Below are 19,104 nucleotides of genomic sequence, written 5' to 3'. Positions count from 1 at the left end.
TCACAGATCGCGCTCCCACGTTTCGTTGACCATATCCTGCCCAAAAGCGTGCACCGGTTCTTCCGCCACCAGCGCATAGCCCTTGCTGCGGTAGATGTGGCGCGCCTCTTTCTGCTGGTCAGTGGTCCACAGGCGCATCTTGCGATAACCCGCGTCCCGCGCAAAGCGGTGGCATTCGTCGACCAGGCGCGAGCCCAGTCCGTAGCCGCGCGCCGCCTCTTCCACCAGCAGCAGGCGCAATTTGGCCACGCCTTCCTCGCCACTGCGCGCCACGGCGATGGAGCCGACCGGCTTGCCCGCCATTTCAGCGATCCAGCAATGCTCCAGCTGCGGATCGAAGTCGCGCTCGAAGTCGGCGCAGATCTGGCCTACCAGCGTTTCGAAACTGCGGTCCCAACCCTGCTCCTGGACGTACAGATCACCATGGCGGCGCGTGATCCAGGCCATGTCGCCGGCACGGTGGGCGCGCAGCACAAACGGCTGCGCATACTTCATGCCCTCTGCGGAGTCGAGCAGTTCGCGGATGGTGTTCATCGCGTCCAGCATGCGCAACTGGTCCGGTTCATCGAAGCGCGACAGCATGTCGCCCACTTCTTCGCGCGAGCGGCGGTCCAGCGGTTCATATACGGCGCGGCCGTGCTCCGTCATGTGCAGCAGCTTGGCGCGGCCATCGGTGGCGGATGGGACTTTGCCCACCAGGCCAGCGCTCTCGAACTTGGCGATGATGCGGCTCAGGTAGCCGCGGTCCAGTCCCAGATCGCGGCATAGCGTGGCGGATGGCTGGTCGCCGTGGTGGGCCAACTCATACAGCACGCGCATTTCGGTCAGCGTAAAGTCGCTATGCAGCAGGCCTTCGCGCAGCACGCCGATCTGGCGCGTAAAGAATCGGTTAAACGAGCGGACCGCAGCAACGCGGTCGCTGAAAACAGGGGCAGGCATGGGGACTCCGGCTAGCATCAACGGGCCGATTGTGCGATAAATTGCTGACTGAGTCAACATTGTGTCTCATCGCGGCACCAGATGCGCCATCCGGGGCCAGTAATGTTAGAGTAAGCACAACACGACTATGCGGCCGTGCGCCGCCCCTTGCCATGTTAGCTGCGCCGATCCCTTCTTACGACAGCGAACGCCTCGCCGCGCTGCGCGCGATGCTGATACTCGACACGCCACCCGAAAAGCGCTTCGACAAGGTGGTGCAATTCGCGGCGCAGGAATTTGACGTACCAATCGCGCTGATTTCACTGATCGACGCGAACCGCCAATGGTTCAAGGCCCGCGTGGGACTGGACGTGTGCGAGACGGGCCGCGACGTCTCCTTCTGCGGCCACGCGATCCTGCAGCCGGACATCTTCGTCATTCCCGATGCGCGGGCGGATGCGCGCTTTGCCGACAATCCGATTGTCACCGGCGCGCCCTACGTGATTTTTTATGCCGGCGCCCCGCTGCCCATGCCGTCCGGTTACGTCATCGGCACGCTGTGCCTCATCGATCACAAACCGCGCACACTCGACACCACCGAGCTGGCCATCTTCTCCTCGCTGCGCGACTTGCTGGTGGAAGAACTAAGCAATCCTGCGGAGGCCCCTCATGAGTGAAGCGCCAGTCAGTAACCTGAACATGCTGCTCGTGGAAGAGCAAACGTTGCTGCGTAAAACCGTGTCGCTAACGGCCCGTTCGCTGGGCCTGGGCACGGTACATGAAGCCGCCAGCATGCAGGCGGCGGAACGCATGCTGCGTGAACGCGCCTTCCATGGCGCCGTCATCTCGATCGACTGCGGCGCGGACGAGAACTGCCATTACAACCTGGCCTTGCTGGACAAGGTGCGCAACGGCTTGTCGGCCAGTGCGGCCAGCATCCCCATCGCCGTCATGGTGGACCAGGCGACTGCGGATCTGATGCGCGAACTGCGCGAGCTTCACGTCAACCGCGTGATCCTCAAACCCTTCCGCGCCAGGATACTGCTGGAAGCATTTGAATCGTTCGGCACGGTGGCCGCCCAAAAATAGGCAGCGTAACGAGTCGGCTGCAAACGGGCAAAACAAGTTTTAAAGCTGATTGCAGTCAACCGGGATGAAGGTATTAGGGTCCAGGCAACGCCAGTAATCCACCTGGCAGTTGCAATGGCATCTGCTGGCGCCGCTCGGGTAGCTGCGGCCGAAGATCTTGCACCAGTAATTGCAATTCGCGAACATATCTTCACAGGTATTCTGCTCGCCGACCCCGGAACTGCCTTCTTCCGGGTCCCAGATGCCGACAGGGCCAAGCGGGCGCTCATTTCGCCCCGGAGGACGCCTGGCCGTTGGCCTGCGGGGCCGGGCCGCGCCGGCCGGAGGCATATTGTCCTGAAAATACGCCTGCGCCTGTTCCGGCGTAGGCAGGGAGCGGGTCTGGGCATTGGCGGCAAGCTGCCCCAGGACATCGGCCAGCGTGGCGTCCTTCAACCCAATTTCCACCACGATCAGTTGCTTGCCACAGCACTCATGGGTCTGGTCAGTCGGCTTGACCCAGTCGATGGCCTCCTTCCTGATTTTGAGCGCGGTGTTGCAGGCACATCTCGCGCCGCTGTTAAACGGCGTGACTTTCACCAGATCGGGTTCTGTGAGTGCTTCAATGGTGACCAGCAATTTGGGGGGCGCAGCCTGCTTCTGCAGCAGATCATCAACTGAAATTCGTTCCTGGGACATCAAAGCCTCCATGAAGATATCGATAGACTGCGCGGCAAATCGTTGGGATTGCTGATCGCACCACCCAGGCCATAAGTCGGCTTTGAATATAGGCGGCGTGGTTTAAATAGTCAATTGAATACCGGAGCGCCTGACCAGTTTTCCTAGGGCACCAGCGGTTTGCCCTCAATCGTCATGCGAAAACGCTCACCGGAAAAGCCGGCGACATGAGCCCCATAGATGGCTTGGCCGATGGCTTCATACTGGTCCGGGCTGCCAGCCTCAAGCGACACAATCGCATCGGGATTTTGTTCCTTAACGATGCGAAGGGCGGCAGTGACCTCTTCCCGGGTGCGCAGTTTTTTATCACCCAGGTGTATATAGCTGTCGTCGCTGACGACCAGATGCACCACGTTGTTCATGTTTGCCTCTTCATGGGGGGAAACCGGCTGCGCGGACAACCCACGCACGGCAAGCACCAGCTTGTTCGCGCGTTGGCTGGCGTTGGCGTCAGCGGCAGGAAAATGCAGATCAAACGACAGCACTTGCGGCGCATTGCTGTCGTCGGCAAGGTTCAACTCGTAAAACACCGGCTGCCCATCGGCTGCGGTGGCGCCATATCGAAACTGGACGAACTTCTGGAGCGATGCATTGTTACGCGCCGGAACCAGCAGCTTGATGGTTTTACCGTCCGGCAGCATGGCAATCGCATGCATCGTCGAGAAACCGCCGACGCTGTCATCTGCGCGCTTCAGTATCTGCGCCGTCGTTGCCGCATCCACGCCTGGAGCGAACATCGCCGCCGCATCGTTCACGCGGTGATGCTGCAACGCGTCCACAAACTGTTGGGCCACAGCGGCCGGGCTGTCAGCAGCAAGGCAGGCGGCCGATGTGCACAGCGCAACGGCGCCCAGGCTAGCCAGGATCAATTTCATGTTCAGTCCACTTTTTTTAATGAACACGCAGGATACTTGATCGCAAGCTACAAAAAAATCTCACATTCTCACAGTCGCCGCTTTACTGGAAAGCCACCTCCGTAAAACTGCGCAGCTTGCGGCTGTGGAGCTTGTCCACACCCAGCGCCCGCAGCAGTTCCATCGCGCGGATGCCGATGCGTAAATGCTGGTCAACCCGGTCGCGGTAGAACTGGTTGGCCATGCCGGGCAGCTTGATTTCTCCATGCATGGGCTTGTCGCTCACGCACAGCAAGGTCCCGTACGGAACGCGGAAGCGGAAGCCGTTGGCAGCAATGGTGGCGCTTTCCATGTCCAGCGCAATCGCCCTGCTCTGGCTGAAACGGCGCTCCGGAGTGCGCTGCGGCATCAGTTCCCAGTTGCGGTTGTCGGTACTGGCCACCGTGCCCGTCCGCATCACGCGCTTGAGGTCATGTCCCGTGAGCTGCGTGACCTCCGCCACCGCCGCCTCAATTGCCACCTGCACCTCGGCCAGCGGCGGAATCGGCACCCACAGCGGCAGGTCCTCATCGAGCACGTGATCTTCACGCACATAGCCATGGGCCAGCACGTAATCGCCCAGCTCCTGCGTGTTGCGCAGGCCGGCGCAGTGCCCCAGCATCAGCCAGGCATGCGGGCGCAGCACGGCGATGTGGTCGGTAATGGTCTTGGCGTTGGCCGGACCGACACCGATATTGACCATGGAGATGCCGGTGCCATCGGCACGCATCAGGTGGTAACCCGGCATCTGCGGCATGCGCGGCAGCGGCGCGCCGTGGGCGTCACCCGGCGCCACGGCCTGGCCCACACGGCGCATCACCAGGTTGCCCGGTTCGACGAAAGCGATGTAATCGTCGCCCGGCGCACCGGAAGGACTGGCCATGAGTTCATGTCCCAGCTTGATGAATTCGTCAATGTAGAACTGGTAGTTGGTGAACAAAACAAACTTCTGGAAGTGTTCGCACGAGGTGCCCGTGTAATGGCGCAGGCGCTGCAGCGAATAGTCCACGCGCGGCGCCGTGAACAGCGACAGCGGCTGCGCTTCTCCCGGCGGCGGCTCGTGGGTGCCGTTGGCGATGCCGTCGTCCATGGCCGCCAGGTTCGGCAGGTCGAACACATCGCGCATCAGCAGCCGGCGTTCGGCGGTCAGGCTGCCTTCGATATGTTCATGCTCGGCAAACGAGAAGTGAATGGGAATCGGCTGCGCGCTGGTGCCGACTTCAATCTTGACATGATGGCTGCCATGGTTCTTCAGCAGCAGTTTAAATTGCTGCAAATAGTAGCGAGCGAACAGATCCGGCCGGGTCAGTGTGGTTTCATAGGTACCAGGGCCGGCTACAAAGCCAAACGCCAGCCGCGAATCGGCGCGGGCCACGGTGTCGGTATGCACACGGACAAAGGGATAGCAGGCACGGACATGGTCGCCGACGTCTTCGCCAGCGACAAAACGTTTCATGGAGTCGCGCAAATAAGCGATGTTGGTTTCATAGATAGCCAACACCTGGTCATAGGCCGCCTGGGCGTCATCAAACTGCACAGGGGCGATGAATGGACGGTGATTCGTAGTCATGCGGCTCCTTCGATTTTCAACTCGTATTTCCTATTGTAAAGGCTGTAAGCAGAACTTGCATTCTCCCTCTAGGGGAACCAACTGGCGTACCGTACAATGGCAGGCTAAATCAGAATAAAGTATCAGCATGAATCAACGCGTAATACAGCTCAATCCAGACGTTCTTTTTGGCCCGCAGCAGGAAGATTTACTGCGTGAGGAAATCCTCGCCGACCTGCTGGAAGCCACTGCCGCGCGCACGCCTGACCAGACGGCGCTGATTTTTGGCGACCGTTGCTTGAGCTACCGCGAATTGAACGCCCAGGCCGATCTGGTTGCCGCGCGTCTGATCGCGGCGGGCGTGCAGCCTGGCCAGATCGTCGGGTTGTGGCTGGCGCGCGGTATCGAGCTGCTGGTGCTGCAGGCCGGTATCGCCAAAGCCGGCCTGGCCTGGCTGCCGGTGGACGAAGACACGCCGGTCGAACGCCTGCAGGTCTGCCTGGACGACGCCGCCGGCGCCGGCGTGCTGACCAGCGCGGCATTGGCGCCGCGCCTGGACGGCATCGGCAAACCTGTGTGGACTGCCGAAACGCTGCTGGCCGCTCCCGCTGCCGGCGAAGTGCTGGCGCGCCGAGGCGCCGTCTCGCCCGACGTACCGGCTTACGTGATCTACACCTCCGGCTCCACCGGCAAACCCAAAGGCATTCTCATCACCCAGCGCAGCATCTGCCACTTCCTGCGCAGCGAGAACGCGGTGCTGGGCGTGCAGGCCAGCGACAAGGTCTATCAGGGCTTTTCGGTGGCCTTCGATATGTCGTTTGAAGAAATCTGGATCGCGTATCTGGTCGGCGCGACGCTGTGGATCGGCCCCAAGGAAATCAGCGGCGATCCGGAAACCCTGCCGCGCATGCTGGAGCAAAACCACGTGACGGTGCTGCACGCCGTCCCTACCTTGCTCGCCCTGTTCAACCAGGAAGTGCCCAGCCTCCGCCTGATTAATCTTGGCGGCGAGGCTTGCCCGGAATCGCTGGTGCAGCGCTGGTCGCGCGACGGCCGGCAGATGTTTAACACCTACGGCCCGACCGAAGCGACCGTATCGGCCAGCCTGGCGCGCCTGCAGCCCGGCCAGCCAGTCACCATCGGCACACCGCTGCCTAACTACGGCTTGCTGGTGATCGACACCAACACCGAACCGACCGTCGCCGCCACCGCACCGCATGAACCGGCACTGCGCCTGCTGGCGCGCGGCGAGGTGGGCGAGTTGTGCATCACCGGCCCCGGTCTGGCGGCGGGTTATCTGGGCCGCCCGGATCTGACGGCGGAAAAGTTCCTGCTCAATCCCTGGTCCAGCGGCCCGCATGATGCGCGCCTGTACCGCACCGGCGACCTGGCCCGCATCGGCACTGACGGCGAAGTGGTTTGCCTGGGCCGCGCCGACGACCAGGTCAAAATCCGCGGCTTCCGCGTGGAGCTCGGCGAAATCGAAGCCCTGCTTGCGCAGCAGCCCGGCGTCGGCACGGTTGCCGTCCTGCTGCGCAAGGACGACGGCATCGACCAGCTGGTCGCCTACATCGTCACGGAAGGCGCTGCCGCGCTGGAGCCGCGCGAACTGCGCACCGCGTTGGCAGCAAAGCTGCCGCCATACATGGTCCCCGGCCGCTACGAGATGCTGGACGCCATGCCGCGCCTGACCTCCGGCAAAATCGACCGCAAGACACTGAAAGCCCGACCACTCAGCGCCGCCCAAGCCGGCAGCGCGGAAGACTCGGACTTGCCCGAAACGCCAGCCGAAGCAGCGCTGTTTGCCGCGCTGGCAACGCTGTTCCCCGGTCAGCCCATCCTGCGCCAGGCCGACTTCTTCAGCGACCTCGGAGGCCACTCCTTCTTTGCCGCCCGCCTGGCTTCATCATTGCGTGCCGATCCACGCTACGCCCACATCACTGTGCGCGACATCTATCAGCAACGCCAGATCGGCAAAATCGCCCAGGTGCTGGCGGACGCGCCAGACACCGGCGCCGAAGAACAGGACTGGACGCCGCCTTCGACGTTGAAACGCTGGATATGCGGCATAGCGCAAGCTGCGGCCATGCCGCCGCTGGTCACGCTGCGCATGGCGCAGTGGCTGGCGCCGTTCTTCACCTACCACTTCTTCACCGGCGATCCTGGCGACTCGGTGGTGCGCGCGATCGCCGCGTCAGTTGGCGTGTTCCTGCTGGCGACCATCATGGAATTCGGTATCGCCATCGCTGGCAAATGGCTCATCGCCGGCCGCCTGAAAGCCGGTGTCTATCCGCTTTGGGGCATCACCTACTACCGCTGGTGGCTGGCCGACCGCCTGGTCGAAGCCGCGCCGGCCTATCTGCTCAGCGGGTCCTCGCTCAACGCATGGTGGTTGCGTGCATTGGGCGCCAAGGTCGGCAAGGACGTCACCATCGGTTCAATGACGCTACGCGTCCCGGATCTGCTGCACATCGGCGACAAGGTCAGCATCGGCAACGCGGTCAACTTTGAAAACGCCCGCGTCGAACGCGGACAGCTGCATCTGGGCCAGATCACGCTACAGCAGGATGCCTGCATCAGTTCCTACGCCATCATGGAAGGCAATACACGCGTTGAGGCGCTGGGCCACCTGGAAGGCCAGTCCGCACTGGCCGATGGCGGCGTCGTACCGGCAGGCCGCGTGTGGGCAGGCTCGCCAGCGCGTGACATGGGCGCGTTCACCAGAACGCTGCCGCCACGGCCAGCCACTGGCGCCGCGCGCCATGCGGCGGAAGCGCTATTCTTCATTCTTGGCACCCTGCTGATTGTGACGCTGTTCTTCATGCCGGTGTTCCCGAGCTTTGTACTCATCGACTGGTTCGACGAGGCCAACTGGCTGCCATGGATACAGGGCGACGACATGCGTATCCGCCTGCTGCGCTACTTCCTGCTGGCCTTCCCGGCCAGCGCGGTGCTCATCATCCTGACTGCGCTGGTGTCGGCCGGCATCCGCTGGAGCGCGCTGCCGCGCCTGAAACCGGGCCAGTTCCCCGTGCACGGCAATACCTACTGCGCCAAATGGCTGGTGAGCCAGATCCAGGAATCCAGCCTGAACGTCTTGCACGGCATTTATGCGACGGTGTATGCGCCATACTGGTATCGCCTGCTCGGCGCCAAGGTAGGCAAGGATGCGGAAATCTCCACCGCGCTGGGCGTGGTGCCGGACATGCTGACACTGGGCGATGAAACCTTCATCGCCGACGCCGTGATGCTGGGCGACGAGGAAATCGACGGCGGCTGGATGGTCATGAAGCCGACGGTAATCTCGCACCGCAGCTTTGTCGGCAATGGCGCCTACATCCCGGACGGCACGGTGCTGCCCGAGCATGTGCTGATCGGCGTGCATTCGCGCGCGCCGGACAATCAACACATGAAGGACGGCGACACCTGGCTCGGTTCTCCGCCGATCAATCTGCCGGCGCGCGAGCAGACCAGCGGCTATCCGGAACACCTGACCTTCCACCCGTCGCCACTGCGCCGCCTGGGCCGTGGCTTGATCGAAGCCTTCCGCATCGTGGCGCCGCACGCGCTGGTGATTGCGGTGGGCTACACGCTGGTACTGGCCGTGATGCCTGCCGCCGGCGCAGGACGCTGGGGCGAAGTGATCTGGGACCTGACGCTGGCGGGCCTGGGCTACGGCATCGGCAACTACTTCTTCGTGGTCCTGCTCAAATGGCTGCTGATCGGCCGTTATCGCAAACAGTCGGAACCCATGTGGACGCCGTTTGTCTGGTTGTCCGAAGGCGTGACCAATCTGTACGAAGGGATCGCGGTGCCGAACTTCATGCGCTACCTGCGCGGTACGCCGTGGCTGCCGCTGGCCTTCAATGTGCTGGGCTGCCGCATAGGCAAAGGCGTGTACATGGACACCACCGACATCACCGAATTCGATTGTGTACGCATTGGCGACAATAGCGAACTGAATGCGCTGACCTGCCCGCAGACGCACCTGTTTGAAGACCGCGTCATGAAAATCGACCATGTCTTCATCGGCGAGCGTGTCTACATGGGGCCACGCGCGGCGGTGCTGTACAGCGCAGCAGTCGGCGACAACGCCCGCCTTGGCCCGCTCACACTGGTGATGAAAGGTGAGCACATCCCGGCCAACGGCAACTGGGCAGGCTGCCCGGCGGCCCCAGCGCGCAAATGAAAACGATGGCCGTCCAGCTCTGGCCCGGTCCCGTGCCGGTGCCGCAGGATGGCCTGTTTGCGATTCTGATTGATCTCACGGCCACGCCGCCACCGGCAGGTCCGCAGCGTGATATCGCCCGCAGCCGCATTCGCCTCGCCACCCGCGAGGCGTTGGCCGCCGTGCTTCGCGTGCGCGTTGGCGACATCAGCATCGCCTCACAACCGGGCGAGCCACCACGCATCCTGCTGGCCGGCAGCGTATGCCGTATCGGCTGCTCGTTCAGCCACGACGGCAATTACGCGCTCGCCGCAATCAATCTGCAAGGCCCTGTCGGCACGGACCTGATGCAGATTCAGGACATCCCCGACTGGCAGGCAGTCGTCCGCGACTATCTGGGGCCGGATGCGGTCGCCGCATTGCTGACTGCCGCTGACCGTCCTCTCGCTCTCGCCGAGGCCTGGACCCGATACGAGGCGCGGTTAAAACTCTCTGGCCTGCATTTATCCGAATGGACCGGCCATGCGCCGGACGCAGCGATCCACTTGCAATCGCTTATACTTCCTGCCGGGATGGCCGGTACATTGGCCTACCGTCCATCAGATACGACACCACCACAACAATGATCAAACGCCTCCACCGCGCTGCCTGTACTTTGCTCTGCCTTGCCAGCCTTGCTGCAACGGCGGCGCCATATGAGGAATACGCCGTGGCCGCACAGCAGTTTGCACAACTCAGCACTGCCGCAGCTAGCCAGCATGGCATGCCAAGGCGCAGTGACCCGCTTACCGCTCAAGTTCTGAATACGCTGGCTGACCACAAGCGCTTCCTGGACACGCAAAACTTCTCCAGCGCTGACATGTCATCGCTGAATACCATGTGCACCCAGGCCAACCAAATCGTCATCGGCTACCTGCTGTACGATCTGGCGGCGAAGGTAGACAAGTCAATCACCGATCCTCAGCGCGTTGCTGCCGCCGTCGCTGCGGTGGGCGCGCGCAATGCGCTCACCTACCAGGACGAAATGACGCCGGTGATGGCATTCAATCTGCGCTGCCAGGCCAGGCAAATGCCTTTGCTGGCCGAGCTGACGAAAAATCTGAAGCCTGAAGAAATGACCGATGAGCGCCGCGCAGGGTTGGAGCAGATACGCAAAGGTTTGATGCAGGCCTATCTCGGCACGGCGCAAAGTGCTGGCACGTCCGATATCCGCTTTGAAAACCGCCGGCAGATGATGTCCGCGATGGCAGATGTCACGCCATCGTTTTCTCAGGTGCTTGATCTGGAGCGTCGTGAAGCCGCGCTCAAGTTCTGGCTGATGCAGGCAGCGAACATGCCCCCTGAATTCAGCACGCAGTATCAGCAGGTCATTACCGCGCTGCGCTCTACACAATGCGATATTATTTGCAGCATATCCAGCAAATAAGGAGGCCACATGAGCAGTGAAAAAGTTGATGCGTTTATGCACCGCGCCACCAACTGGCAAGCTGAATTCGCGGCGCTGCGCGAGATCATCCTGTCGAGCGATTTGAGCGAAGAATTGAAGTGGGGCCAGCCCTGCTACACGCTGGATGGCCAGAACGTAGTGCTGATGCACGGCTTTAAAGACTACTGCGCGCTGCTGTTCTTCAAGGGCGCGCTGATGAAAGATCCGAAGAACATCCTGGTCCAGCAAACAGAAAACGTGCAGGCCGCGCGCCAGGTCCGCTTCACTTCTCTCGACCAGATCACCAAGCTGGAAAAGACGCTCAAGAGCTACGTCAAGAACGCCATCGAGCTGGAACAGTCCGGCGCCAAGGTGGCGTTCAAAAAAACTGCGGAATTCTCTTTCCCCGAAGAGCTGGAACGCAAGATGGATGAGATCCCGGCCCTGCGCACCGCCTTCGAAGAACTGACGCCCGGCCGCCAGCGCGGCTACCTGCTGCACTTCTCGTCGGCCAAACAGGCAAAGACGCGCGAATCCCGCATCGACAAATGCGTTCAACGCATCCTGGCTGGCAAAGGGCTGGACGATTAAAGCTCCTGACAAAAACTGACAGTGCCCGTCCATATACTGGGGCTCCTTTTGAATTGGAGTCCCAATATGAAATTCGCATCCATCCGTCTGGTCACCGAGCAGTTTGAACCGCTCCTCGCGTTCTACCAAAAAATCTCCGGGATTGAACCTGTCCGTTTGGCCGACGGCTTCGCGGAAGTCCGCTTTGATGGCGCGGTGCTGGCCATATCGTCGCAGGCGCTGGTAGCCCGCTTTAACGCTGGCGCCGCGGTTGCAGCGGCCAACCGCTCGGCCATTCTCGAATTTGAGGTGGCCGACGTCCAGGCCATAAGCGAGCTCGCAATCAAAGAGCAAATTGAGGTGGTCATGCCCGCAACGCGTATGCCCTGGGGGAACCTCTCGCTACTGCTGCGCGACCCGGACGGCAACCTGGTCAACATCTTCTCCAGGCCTGCAGCCTGAGAAAGCGCGGCGCGCGCTCCGCTTCACTGATTGGCTAAACCAAGCCGGGCGCGCACTTCCATCAGGGCGAAGCCGAGAAGATTGAGCCCCTGCCATTCGAGCGGATTTTCTGCCCGCGGGTCGTCAAAGGCAAGGCCGATGCCCCAGATGTTATCCACCGGGCTGGCCTCGACCAGCACACGTTCGCTGGTCTGCAAAAGGAACTCGCGCAAGGCGGGGTTTTGCCCGAACTTGCCCAGGTTCGCGCGGACCACGATATGGAGCTAGGTCACGGAGCGGATGTCTGCGCAGCGTTGGAGATCGTGGATTGTTTTCCCAGTATGCCAAGGGTGCTTCATTGCCACTATCTGCTGGCCGGATGCGAGGTAGTCCTTCAGGCGCTCTGCCAGGAATGGCGGCACCCCGGCGACAGCGGCAATCCTGAATCCCGCCTGTTCATAGAACTGCACGAGGTGATCGTACGGCAGACAGTACGACTCGCCCTGTGACAGGTATGGAATGCAGTGCGTCAGCAGCAGGCTGCCGATTCCCTGTCGCTGAAAGTCCGGATGGACGTGCATGCCTCGCAAAACCATCACGCCCTCTTCCTTGCAGAGACGAACAGCGCCTGCCAGGCGGGTGCCTTCTTTTGCACACAGGGTCACGTCCGTAGCGGAAACACCACCGCCGTAGCCGACGGTTTGATACAAGCCTGCCACGGCGGCCAGCTCGGCCTCTGTGGCGACGCCAATGCTGATCTGGCGCCATGCCATCTTCTGCAACTGGATAGCCGGATGGCTTTCCAGCGCCTCCCATTCAGGCAAAAAGGTAAAGCCCTGCTTCAGGTAGAAGGCTGCGGCACGGCTGTTTTCGGGAGATACATCCAAGGTCACGCGCGCGTAATTGTGTAACGCAGCGTGAGATTGCACGGCTTGCACCAAAGACTTCGCAATGCCGGTGCCGCGCACTTCCGGCGCCACCCACATGGCAATCAGGCCAAGGGTCTGCGCATTGACCGGGACATGCCCGACAATGCCGACTGCCACACCATCCTGAAACGCCAGCAGATACCGCGCGGGTCCACGACCTGCCGCACGGTCTTGCCAGGCGGTGTCCGTGTACGCAGCGGCGGAAGCATGCGTCACGCCAAACGCAGTGGGTGCGTCCAGCAAGGCCGCCAGACGGATACGTTTCAGTTCCTGCCAGTCCTCTTCTCTTGTGTAACGTACTACCATCGATACAAGCCTACAAAAATACAAAACAAAGGAAAGGCGACAATCAACAAGGGTTCCAGCAAACGCCGACGCGGCCGGGGGCGGAGAATACGCCAATAGCTTATCAGGCCTAGCACGCTACCGGTTGCAGCAACAATCAGCGCAACTCCTGCCCCGATCACCACGCCCATGACCGACATACCGCAGATAAAGTAACCGTGAGCCGCCTGCTCACGCGCCCATTGCTCAAACAGCCAATGCTGATACATCAGGTAGATGACTGCTGCGCTGGCCAATATACCCAGCGCCAGCGAACAGTTCCTGAACGTGATGTGCTTCATTTCAAAGATGCCGCGTTTCTGCTGGCGGCGTTTCCCATTTGTCGTTTTTGCCGTCGAGGTAAGTGATTGGCGCGTTCACCAATTCTTCGGGCGTGACATCATCCAGGCAGCTAAGGTTCACTGCGTAGAAATCGCCCCAGCGCGGCGAGCGGCCGATACCGAAGGAGCGCACGCCGCAGTGGCGGCAGAACAGGTGCTTGTCGGTCTTGGTGAGGAACTGGTACAGCGTCAGATCATCCTCGCCGGACTTGAGACGGAAGGCGTCCGGTTTGATGATCGCCGGCCAGAAGCGCACCTTGGTGCAAATCGTGCAGTTGCAACGTATGGTGCCCTGGCTTAAATCGATATCCGCTTCAAAAGTCACCACACCACAGTGACAACTGCCATGGTAGGTTTTCATCATTCGATTCTCGCAGAGACTTCGCGTGAGATGGTACTTGGATCGGCAAGCTGGCGTACCGCCAGTGCGCGCAGCTTATCGTCCAGCAGCCCTGCCAATGCAGTCTGGCGCAGCGACTCCGCTTCGGCAATCTGACCACGTCCGAGCAGCACGTTCAGGCACAAGGACAGGCTGTTGACGTAATTGCTCAATTCAGCCGCCAGACGTGGCGCCTGGCCCGCTGGCGGAAACAGGGGGAACCTGATGGAGGTCTGATTCAGTTCATCCAGGCGCTCCAGAGGATTGCGAAGATAACGCTCGGCCAGCGTGTAGTCGCCCGCCGCCACGATGGCAGGCAAGGCAAGATACGATTCATTGTCGGCCTGTTCCGGCTGCGTCTCCAGCAGTTGCAGGAACAACTCATAGGTCGCACGGCTGTCATTCAGCATGTCGTTGATTTCATGGATGACGCTAAACCGCGAGCGTGGCCAGCGGCCGTCGCGCATCTGGAATGTCACGTCACCCTGCAACAGCAAGCGCACTTGCGCTTCACGCTTGAGGACCAGGGCGTCGCGCGCGGGCGCATGGTGTTCAATCAGCTGACTCCAGGTGAACATCGTGATGAAGTGGCTGCGGTCGGCACGCTCAAACAGCTCCTGCACCAGACCCAACGCCTCTTCGTAGCGGCCCTCCTGATAGGCGTCGACCGCCTGCTGTACGGCGCCGTCGTGCGTCATGACAGCTGCACCGCAGTGTGGTTGCGCGGCGTCGCATCTTCATGCAACAGGTCGGACAGGTATTCGCACAGATCCCGCTCGGCGACGTCGCCAGGAATGATGAAATCCGCAGGACGGCGCTTGCCTTCCGCACCGAAGTAAAACGCCCGCCACGCACCGGGCATGCCGGTCACTGCGATGAAGGAACCAAAGACCTTGAACTTCAGTTCTTTCATTTGAATGCCTCGATCACGACTTTGGCGACCTCGCCATGTATCTCCGGGTGCGACTTATCATCCTTGCCAGGCTGGGTGAGATACACCGCCAGCACAATCGGCGCCTTCCCCGGCGGCCAGATGACGGCGATATCATTGACCGTGCCGTAATCACCCGCACCGGTCTTGTCGGCCACCGGCCAGCCGGGGGGCACGCCGGCGCGGATGCGGGTGGCGCCGGTAGTATTCCCCAGCATCCAGTCCTTCAATTGCTTGCGCTGGGTTGGCGGCAGCGCATCGCCGAGCACCAGCTTTTGCAGCGACCTTGCCATCGCCTCCGGCGTGGTGGTATCGCGAGGATCGCCGGGAATCGCGGTGTTCAGCTCCGTCTCCCAGCGCTCCAGGCGGAATTCGCTATCGCCGATGGAACGTGCATACGCCGTGACGGCAGCCGGTCCGCCAAGCTGCTTCATGAGCAGATTGGCGGCAGGATTGTCACTGTATTGCAGCGTCGCCTCGCACAATTCAGCCACCGTCATGCCCTCCCCCACATGCTTGCTCGTGATGGGCGCATGCGGTACCAGGTCACTCTTCTCGTACGGGATGCGCTTCTTCAGCAATGCCGGATCGCGCGCCAGTACCGCGGCCGACAGCATCATCTTGAAGGTGCTGCAAACCGGGAAGCGCTCATCGGCACGATGCAGCAGTTGACGGCCATCGCCCGTGTTCAGCGCTGCGACGCCCAACCGCCCGCCGGATTCCTTCTCCAGCAGGGCCAGTTGCGCCGTCGGCGACAGCTGCACGGTAGTAGGGGCCTGGTCCAGCAGGTCTGCCGCTCGCGCAAACGGCGTGGAAACCAGCGCCAGCATCAGCGCGCGACGGGTGGTAGAGTGAGTCATACAACCAGCACAGAGTTAAATAAAAATAAACATATCATACCAGTGCCGGCGCCGACCGGGGTGACTCAATTGCGCGCACCGCAATCTGCCGTAGCTGTAGACTGATTTCATGGCTACCCAAGTGCTCATCGTCGGCGCCGGCCCTACCGGTTTAGTGCTTGCCATCGCATTGGCGAGACGGGGTGTTGCAGTCCGCATCATCGATAAAAACAGCGGGCCGGGCCAGGCTTCACGCGCGATGGCGGTCCACGCGCGGACGCTGGAGTTCTACCGCCAGCTGGGCTTTGGCGACATGGTGGTCAACCTCGGCATCAAGATAGAAGCCATCCATTTGCGCGAACATGGAGAGGAAATCGCCGCACTGCCGCTCAAGGACATCGGCACCGGCATCAGCCCCTATCCTTTCGTGCTGGCGTTTCCACAGGATGACCACGAACGCTTCCTCACGGCCCAGCTGCAAGCCGAAGGCGTGGAAGTGGAATGGAATACCGAACTGGAATCGTTCACGCAGGATGAATGGGGCGTACGCGCCGCGCTGGAACACGGCGGCGACCGCATCACCTGCAGCAGCGCGTACCTGTGCGGCTGCGACGGCGCCCGCAGCCGCGTGCGGGAATCGCTCAAACTGGATTTCACCGGCGGCACCTATGCCCACCAGTTCTATGTGGCCGACGCGCAGGTCAGCGGACCGCCCAACGAAGACCTGATCGGCAATCTGGGCGCCCAGACCTTTGCGCTGATGCTGCCGGTACGCTCCAGCGGCATGCAGCGGTTGATCGGCGTGATGCCCGAGGGCGCACCGCAGCAGCCAACTTTCGAGGACATACGCCCGGTACTGGAACCGCTGCTCGGCATACAGGTGGAACGGGTCAACTGGTTCTCCACCTACCGCGTGCATCATCGCGTGGCCGCGCATTTCCGCGCCGGCCGCTGCTTCATTGCCGGCGATGCCGCCCACATCCACAGCCCGGCCGGCGGTCAGGGCATGAACACCGGCATCGGCGACGCGGTCAACCTGGCATGGAAACTGGCGCACGTGCTGCAAGGCCGCGCCGATCACACACTGCTCGACACCTACGAAGCAGAACGCATCGTCTTCGCGCGCAAACTGGTCATCACTACCGACCGCGCTTTCCAGCTGATCGTCTCGCAGGGCACCGGCGGGCAGCTGCTGCGTAGCTGGCTGCTGCCGCATGTGTTCCCGGTCCTGAGCGGATTTGCGGCGGCGCGGCGGACCTTGTTTAAAACAGTTTCACAAGTGTTGATACATTATCCTGACAGCGCATTGAGCGGCGGCCGCGCGGGCGATGTGATTGGCGGCGACAGGCTGCCCTGGGTGCCCGACAATTTCTCGTCATTGCAGACGCTGGACTGGCAAATCCACGTCTACGGCCAGGCCAGCCCGGTCCTGACGGCGGCGGCGCAAGCCCTGCGGCTGCCGCTGCACGCTTATCCATGGAGCGAGCAGGCAGCCCACGCCGGCCTGCTGCAGGACGCCGCCTACCTGGTACGGCCAGACATGCACGTCGCACTCGCCATGCCACGCCAGGAAACCGACGTGCTGCAGGAACTGGCTGTGCGCTTCCAGCTTCGCTTTAGCAGGGATAGCTAAAAGCCATTGACATCGCAGCAGGGAGCACGCTAAGGTCAGCATCGCGCTGATTCTTTACCCTACTCATACAAAGGATGCCATGACTTACTCCCGCCGCGACTTCCTGTTGGCCACGCTCTCCGCCACTGCTGCCAGCACCGCTCCTGGCCTGGCTTTTGCCGACAGCGGCAACGCCGCCGACGCCACCTTCGCCAAACTGCTGGACGATATCGCAGAAGAGATCCTGCGCCTGTCGCCGACCAGCGCCACCGGCCTGGGTCTGGACAAGGATGCGCGCGCCGCGCTGAAGTCGCAGCTGGAAGATCTGTCGCCGGCCGGCGATGCCGCATGGGCGGCGGAAGTCAAATCCATCCAGACCCGCCTGCAGGCGATCAGCCGCGCCGCGCTGAGCGAGACGGCGCAAACCCGCTACGACACCATCGCCTACGCCGCCGAATCGGGCGTACAAGGTCTGCGCTTCCCGTTCGGTGGCGCGGCCAGCGGCTTCAATGGCGGCACCGCGCCCTTCCCTGTCACGCAGCAGGACGGCACGCTGACCCGCCTCCCGGAATTCCTCGACTCCCAGCACCAGATCAACAATGCCGCCGATGCCGACGCCTACATGGCCCGCCTGGAAGGCATGGCCAGGATGCTGGACCAGGAAACCGCGCGCATCGCAGAGCAGGCGGGCAAAGGCATCATGCCGCCCGACTTCATCTGCCGCACGGCACTCGGCCAACTGAAGGACTTCCGCAAAACGCCGGCTGCCAAACAAAAGCTGGTGACCTCGATTACCGAGCGTACGCAAAAGCAGAACATCCCCGGCGAGTGGAATGCCCGCGCGCTGAAACTGGTGGAAGGTTCCATCTATCCAGCGCTGGAGCGCCAGATCGCCGCGTTCAGCAAAGCCTCCGCCAAAGCCACCAGCGTGGCCGGCGTACACCGCCTGCCGGACGGCGCCGCGTATTACGAATGGGCGCTGCGCCTCGGTACCTCGACCACCCACAGCGCAAAGGAAATCCACGCGATTGGCCTGGAGCAGAACAAGCAACTGCAGGCGCGCATTGACGCCATCCTCAAAAAACAGGGCATCACCAATGGCACCGTGGGCCAGCGCCTGCTGGCGTTGTCGAAACAGCCGCAACGCTTTTACGCCGACAACGACAAGGGCCGCGAAGAACTGATCGCCTACTGCAATGAACGCGTGATGGCGGTACGCAAGCTGATGCCGCAAATTTCGCACCTCGACATGAAGGTGCCGCTGCAAATCAAGCGCGTGCCGGTCGATATCGAAGCCGGCGCACCGCTCGGCTATATGAACTTTGCCTCGCTTGACGGTTCGCGTCCTGCCATCTACTACATCAACCTGAAATCGACCACGCTGTGGCCGAAGTCGGAAATCGCCACCCTGACCGCGCACGAAGGCCTGCCCGGCCACGCGTGGCAAGGCGCCTACCTGGCCGAACACCACGACCAGCTGCCGCTGATCTCCTCGCTGATCGGCTTTAACGCCTTCATCGAAGGCTGGGCGCTGTACGCGGAACAACTGGTTGATGAATTTGGCCTGTACGCCAACGATCCATTCAGCCAGATCGGCTATCTGCAAGCGCAGCAATTCCGCGCCTGCCGCCTGGTGGTGGACACCGGCATGCACGCCATGAAGTGGACGCGCGAGCAGGCGATCCGTTTCCTGGTCGAGAACACGGGCCGCGGCCAGCAGGCCATGACCAGTGAAATCGACCGCTACACGGTATCGCCAGGCCAGGCTTGCGGCTACAAGATGGGCCACAACGAAATCCTGCGCCAGCGTGAGCGCGCCAAGGCGGCGCTGGGCGGCAAGTTCGATCTGGCCGGCTTCAACGACGCGCTGGTCACCAGCACTGGCGTGCCGCTGACCGTGCTGCCGACCGTGATCGACCGCTACATCGCCAAACAACAGAAAACGTAAAAGTCGTTTATCCGGAGATGGTTTTCTTGT

At 61.8% G+C, this 19,104-nt stretch carries 19 protein-coding genes and 1 pseudogene; 9 read left to right on the top strand and 11 right to left on the bottom strand.

The genetic code is table 11. The annotated features are described in order from the left end of the window. Window positions 1–939 (bottom strand): bifunctional helix-turn-helix transcriptional regulator/GNAT family N-acetyltransferase, encoded by a 939-nt coding sequence (locus GTP58_RS04915; protein ID WP_161076501.1) that lies wholly within the window; start codon window positions 937–939, stop codon window positions 1–3. Between the two features lie 152 nt (window positions 940–1,091). On the opposite strand from GTP58_RS04915, the gene GTP58_RS04910 reads away from it, so the two are divergent. After that, window positions 1,092–1,595 carry a GAF domain-containing protein gene (locus tag GTP58_RS04910; RefSeq protein ID WP_161076500.1) on the top strand — a complete coding sequence of 168 codons (504 nt, stop codon included), beginning with the start codon at window positions 1,092–1,094 and terminating at the stop codon, window positions 1,593–1,595. Next, window positions 1,588–2,007, top strand: coding sequence for a response regulator (locus GTP58_RS04905; protein ID WP_161076499.1), 420 nt, complete (start codon window positions 1,588–1,590; stop codon window positions 2,005–2,007). Before GTP58_RS04910 ends, GTP58_RS04905 begins: the two co-directional genes overlap by 8 nt. Window positions 2,008–2,046: 39 nt before the next feature. On the opposite strand, the gene GTP58_RS04900 is transcribed toward GTP58_RS04905, so the two are convergent. The 3 genes from GTP58_RS04900 to GTP58_RS04890 all read right to left on the bottom strand — a co-directional run bounded on the left by GTP58_RS04900 (window position 2,047) and on the right by GTP58_RS04890 (window position 5,187). Continuing rightward, window positions 2,047–2,685, bottom strand: coding sequence for a hypothetical protein (locus GTP58_RS04900; protein ID WP_161076498.1), 639 nt, complete (start codon window positions 2,683–2,685; stop codon window positions 2,047–2,049). Between the two features lie 143 nt (window positions 2,686–2,828). Continuing rightward, window positions 2,829–3,599, bottom strand: coding sequence for a hypothetical protein (locus GTP58_RS04895; RefSeq protein ID WP_161076497.1), 771 nt, complete (start codon window positions 3,597–3,599; stop codon window positions 2,829–2,831). Between the two features lie 82 nt (window positions 3,600–3,681). After that, on the bottom strand, window positions 3,682–5,187 hold the full coding sequence (locus GTP58_RS04890) for an AMP nucleosidase (RefSeq protein ID WP_161076496.1): 1,506 nt from the start codon (window positions 5,185–5,187) through the stop codon (window positions 3,682–3,684). A 127-nt stretch (window positions 5,188–5,314) separates the two neighbouring features. On the opposite strand from GTP58_RS04890, the gene GTP58_RS04885 reads away from it, so the two are divergent. The 5 genes from GTP58_RS04885 (at window position 5,315) to GTP58_RS04865 (ending at window position 11,792) form a co-directional block, all read left to right on the top strand. Then, a complete protein-coding gene (locus tag GTP58_RS04885) occupies window positions 5,315–9,355 on the top strand; it encodes a Pls/PosA family non-ribosomal peptide synthetase (RefSeq protein WP_161076495.1) in 4,041 nt (1,346 codons plus the stop codon). Then, window positions 9,352–9,960 carry a 4'-phosphopantetheinyl transferase superfamily protein gene (locus tag GTP58_RS04880; RefSeq protein WP_161076494.1) on the top strand — a complete coding sequence of 203 codons (609 nt, stop codon included), beginning with the start codon at window positions 9,352–9,354 and terminating at the stop codon, window positions 9,958–9,960. The genes GTP58_RS04885 and GTP58_RS04880 overlap by 4 nt, the downstream gene beginning before the upstream one ends. After that, window positions 9,957–10,760, top strand: coding sequence for a hypothetical protein (locus GTP58_RS04875; protein WP_161076493.1), 804 nt, complete (start codon window positions 9,957–9,959; stop codon window positions 10,758–10,760). Before GTP58_RS04880 ends, GTP58_RS04875 begins: the two co-directional genes overlap by 4 nt. Before the next feature lie 9 nt (window positions 10,761–10,769). Next, window positions 10,770–11,351 (top strand): YdeI family protein, encoded by a 582-nt coding sequence (locus GTP58_RS04870; protein WP_161076492.1) that lies wholly within the window; start codon window positions 10,770–10,772, stop codon window positions 11,349–11,351. A 66-nt stretch (window positions 11,352–11,417) separates the two neighbouring features. Beyond that, on the top strand, window positions 11,418–11,792 hold the full coding sequence (locus GTP58_RS04865) for a VOC family protein (protein WP_161076491.1): 375 nt from the start codon (window positions 11,418–11,420) through the stop codon (window positions 11,790–11,792). Between the two features lie 23 nt (window positions 11,793–11,815). On the opposite strand, the pseudogene GTP58_RS04860 reads toward GTP58_RS04865, so the two are convergent. The 7 genes and pseudogenes from GTP58_RS04860 to bla all read right to left on the bottom strand — a co-directional run. Further along, window positions 11,816–12,049, bottom strand: a pseudogene (locus GTP58_RS04860) (NADAR family protein); the annotation flags it as partial. A gap of 6 nt (window positions 12,050–12,055) precedes the next feature. Continuing rightward, the gene (locus tag GTP58_RS04855) at window positions 12,056–13,006 is read right to left on the bottom strand and encodes a GNAT family N-acetyltransferase (RefSeq protein ID WP_161076490.1); all 951 of its coding nucleotides are present in this window, start codon (window positions 13,004–13,006) and stop codon (window positions 12,056–12,058) included. After that, window positions 13,000–13,326 carry a hypothetical protein gene (locus GTP58_RS04850; RefSeq protein ID WP_161076489.1) on the bottom strand — a complete coding sequence of 109 codons (327 nt, stop codon included), beginning with the start codon at window positions 13,324–13,326 and terminating at the stop codon, window positions 13,000–13,002. The genes GTP58_RS04855 and GTP58_RS04850 overlap by 7 nt, the downstream gene beginning before the upstream one ends. Before the next feature lies 1 nt (window position 13,327). Next, complete coding sequence (locus GTP58_RS04845; RefSeq protein WP_072784022.1) at window positions 13,328–13,729, bottom strand: GFA family protein; 402 nt, start codon at window positions 13,727–13,729, stop codon at window positions 13,328–13,330. Next, a complete protein-coding gene (locus tag GTP58_RS04840) occupies window positions 13,726–14,442 on the bottom strand; it encodes a hypothetical protein (RefSeq protein WP_161076488.1) in 717 nt (238 codons plus the stop codon). Before GTP58_RS04840 ends, GTP58_RS04845 begins: the two co-directional genes overlap by 4 nt. Next, a complete protein-coding gene (locus tag GTP58_RS04835) occupies window positions 14,439–14,657 on the bottom strand; it encodes a hypothetical protein (protein ID WP_161076487.1) in 219 nt (72 codons plus the stop codon). Before GTP58_RS04835 ends, GTP58_RS04840 begins: the two co-directional genes overlap by 4 nt. Continuing rightward, entirely contained in the window at window positions 14,654–15,535 is an 882-nt protein-coding gene (bla, locus tag GTP58_RS04830; RefSeq protein WP_161076486.1) for a class A beta-lactamase, read from the bottom strand. Before bla ends, GTP58_RS04835 begins: the two co-directional genes overlap by 4 nt. Window positions 15,536–15,644: 109 nt before the next feature. Between bla and GTP58_RS04825 the strand changes: the two genes are divergently transcribed. Beyond that, complete coding sequence (locus GTP58_RS04825; RefSeq protein ID WP_161076485.1) at window positions 15,645–17,147, top strand: FAD-dependent monooxygenase; 1,503 nt, start codon at window positions 15,645–15,647, stop codon at window positions 17,145–17,147. Between the two features lie 79 nt (window positions 17,148–17,226). Further along, window positions 17,227–19,074 (top strand): DUF885 family protein, encoded by a 1,848-nt coding sequence (locus GTP58_RS04820; protein ID WP_161076484.1) that lies wholly within the window; start codon window positions 17,227–17,229, stop codon window positions 19,072–19,074. Window positions 19,075–19,104: the final 30 nt, after the last annotated feature.

The sequence above is a fragment of the Duganella sp. CY15W genome (assembly GCF_009857555.1).
In the GTDB taxonomy this organism is placed as follows: Bacteria; Pseudomonadota; Gammaproteobacteria; order Burkholderiales; family Burkholderiaceae_D; genus Rugamonas; species Rugamonas sacchari.
The sequence above is the reverse complement of the archived record's forward strand: the minus strand, read 5'-3'. Positions and strand labels throughout refer to the sequence as shown.

Coding starts and splice junctions, on each gene's coding strand:
- GTP58_RS04885 (WP_161076495.1), top strand. CDS start 5,315: ATGAATCAACGCGTAATACAGCTCAATCCAGACGTTCTTTTTGGCCCG.
- bla (WP_161076486.1), bottom strand. CDS start 15,535: ATGACTCACTCTACCACCCGTCGCGCGCTGATGCTGGCGCTGGTTTCC.
- GTP58_RS04900 (WP_161076498.1), bottom strand. CDS start 2,685: ATGTCCCAGGAACGAATTTCAGTTGATGATCTGCTGCAGAAGCAGGCT.
- GTP58_RS04825 (WP_161076485.1), top strand. CDS start 15,645: ATGGCTACCCAAGTGCTCATCGTCGGCGCCGGCCCTACCGGTTTAGTG.
- GTP58_RS04890 (WP_161076496.1), bottom strand. CDS start 5,187: ATGACTACGAATCACCGTCCATTCATCGCCCCTGTGCAGTTTGATGAC.
- GTP58_RS04865 (WP_161076491.1), top strand. CDS start 11,418: ATGAAATTCGCATCCATCCGTCTGGTCACCGAGCAGTTTGAACCGCTC.
- GTP58_RS04840 (WP_161076488.1), bottom strand. CDS start 14,442: ATGACGCACGACGGCGCCGTACAGCAGGCGGTCGACGCCTATCAGGAG.
- GTP58_RS04820 (WP_161076484.1), top strand. CDS start 17,227: ATGACTTACTCCCGCCGCGACTTCCTGTTGGCCACGCTCTCCGCCACT.
- GTP58_RS04880 (WP_161076494.1), top strand. CDS start 9,352: ATGAAAACGATGGCCGTCCAGCTCTGGCCCGGTCCCGTGCCGGTGCCG.
- GTP58_RS04845 (WP_072784022.1), bottom strand. CDS start 13,729: ATGATGAAAACCTACCATGGCAGTTGTCACTGTGGTGTGGTGACTTTT.
- GTP58_RS04870 (WP_161076492.1), top strand. CDS start 10,770: ATGAGCAGTGAAAAAGTTGATGCGTTTATGCACCGCGCCACCAACTGG.
- GTP58_RS04835 (WP_161076487.1), bottom strand. CDS start 14,657: ATGAAAGAACTGAAGTTCAAGGTCTTTGGTTCCTTCATCGCAGTGACC.
- GTP58_RS04905 (WP_161076499.1), top strand. CDS start 1,588: ATGAGTGAAGCGCCAGTCAGTAACCTGAACATGCTGCTCGTGGAAGAG.
- GTP58_RS04915 (WP_161076501.1), bottom strand. CDS start 939: ATGCCTGCCCCTGTTTTCAGCGACCGCGTTGCTGCGGTCCGCTCGTTT.
- GTP58_RS04875 (WP_161076493.1), top strand. CDS start 9,957: ATGATCAAACGCCTCCACCGCGCTGCCTGTACTTTGCTCTGCCTTGCC.
- GTP58_RS04895 (WP_161076497.1), bottom strand. CDS start 3,599: ATGAAATTGATCCTGGCTAGCCTGGGCGCCGTTGCGCTGTGCACATCG.
- GTP58_RS04850 (WP_161076489.1), bottom strand. CDS start 13,326: ATGAAGCACATCACGTTCAGGAACTGTTCGCTGGCGCTGGGTATATTG.
- GTP58_RS04855 (WP_161076490.1), bottom strand. CDS start 13,006: ATGGTAGTACGTTACACAAGAGAAGAGGACTGGCAGGAACTGAAACGT.
- GTP58_RS04910 (WP_161076500.1), top strand. CDS start 1,092: ATGTTAGCTGCGCCGATCCCTTCTTACGACAGCGAACGCCTCGCCGCG.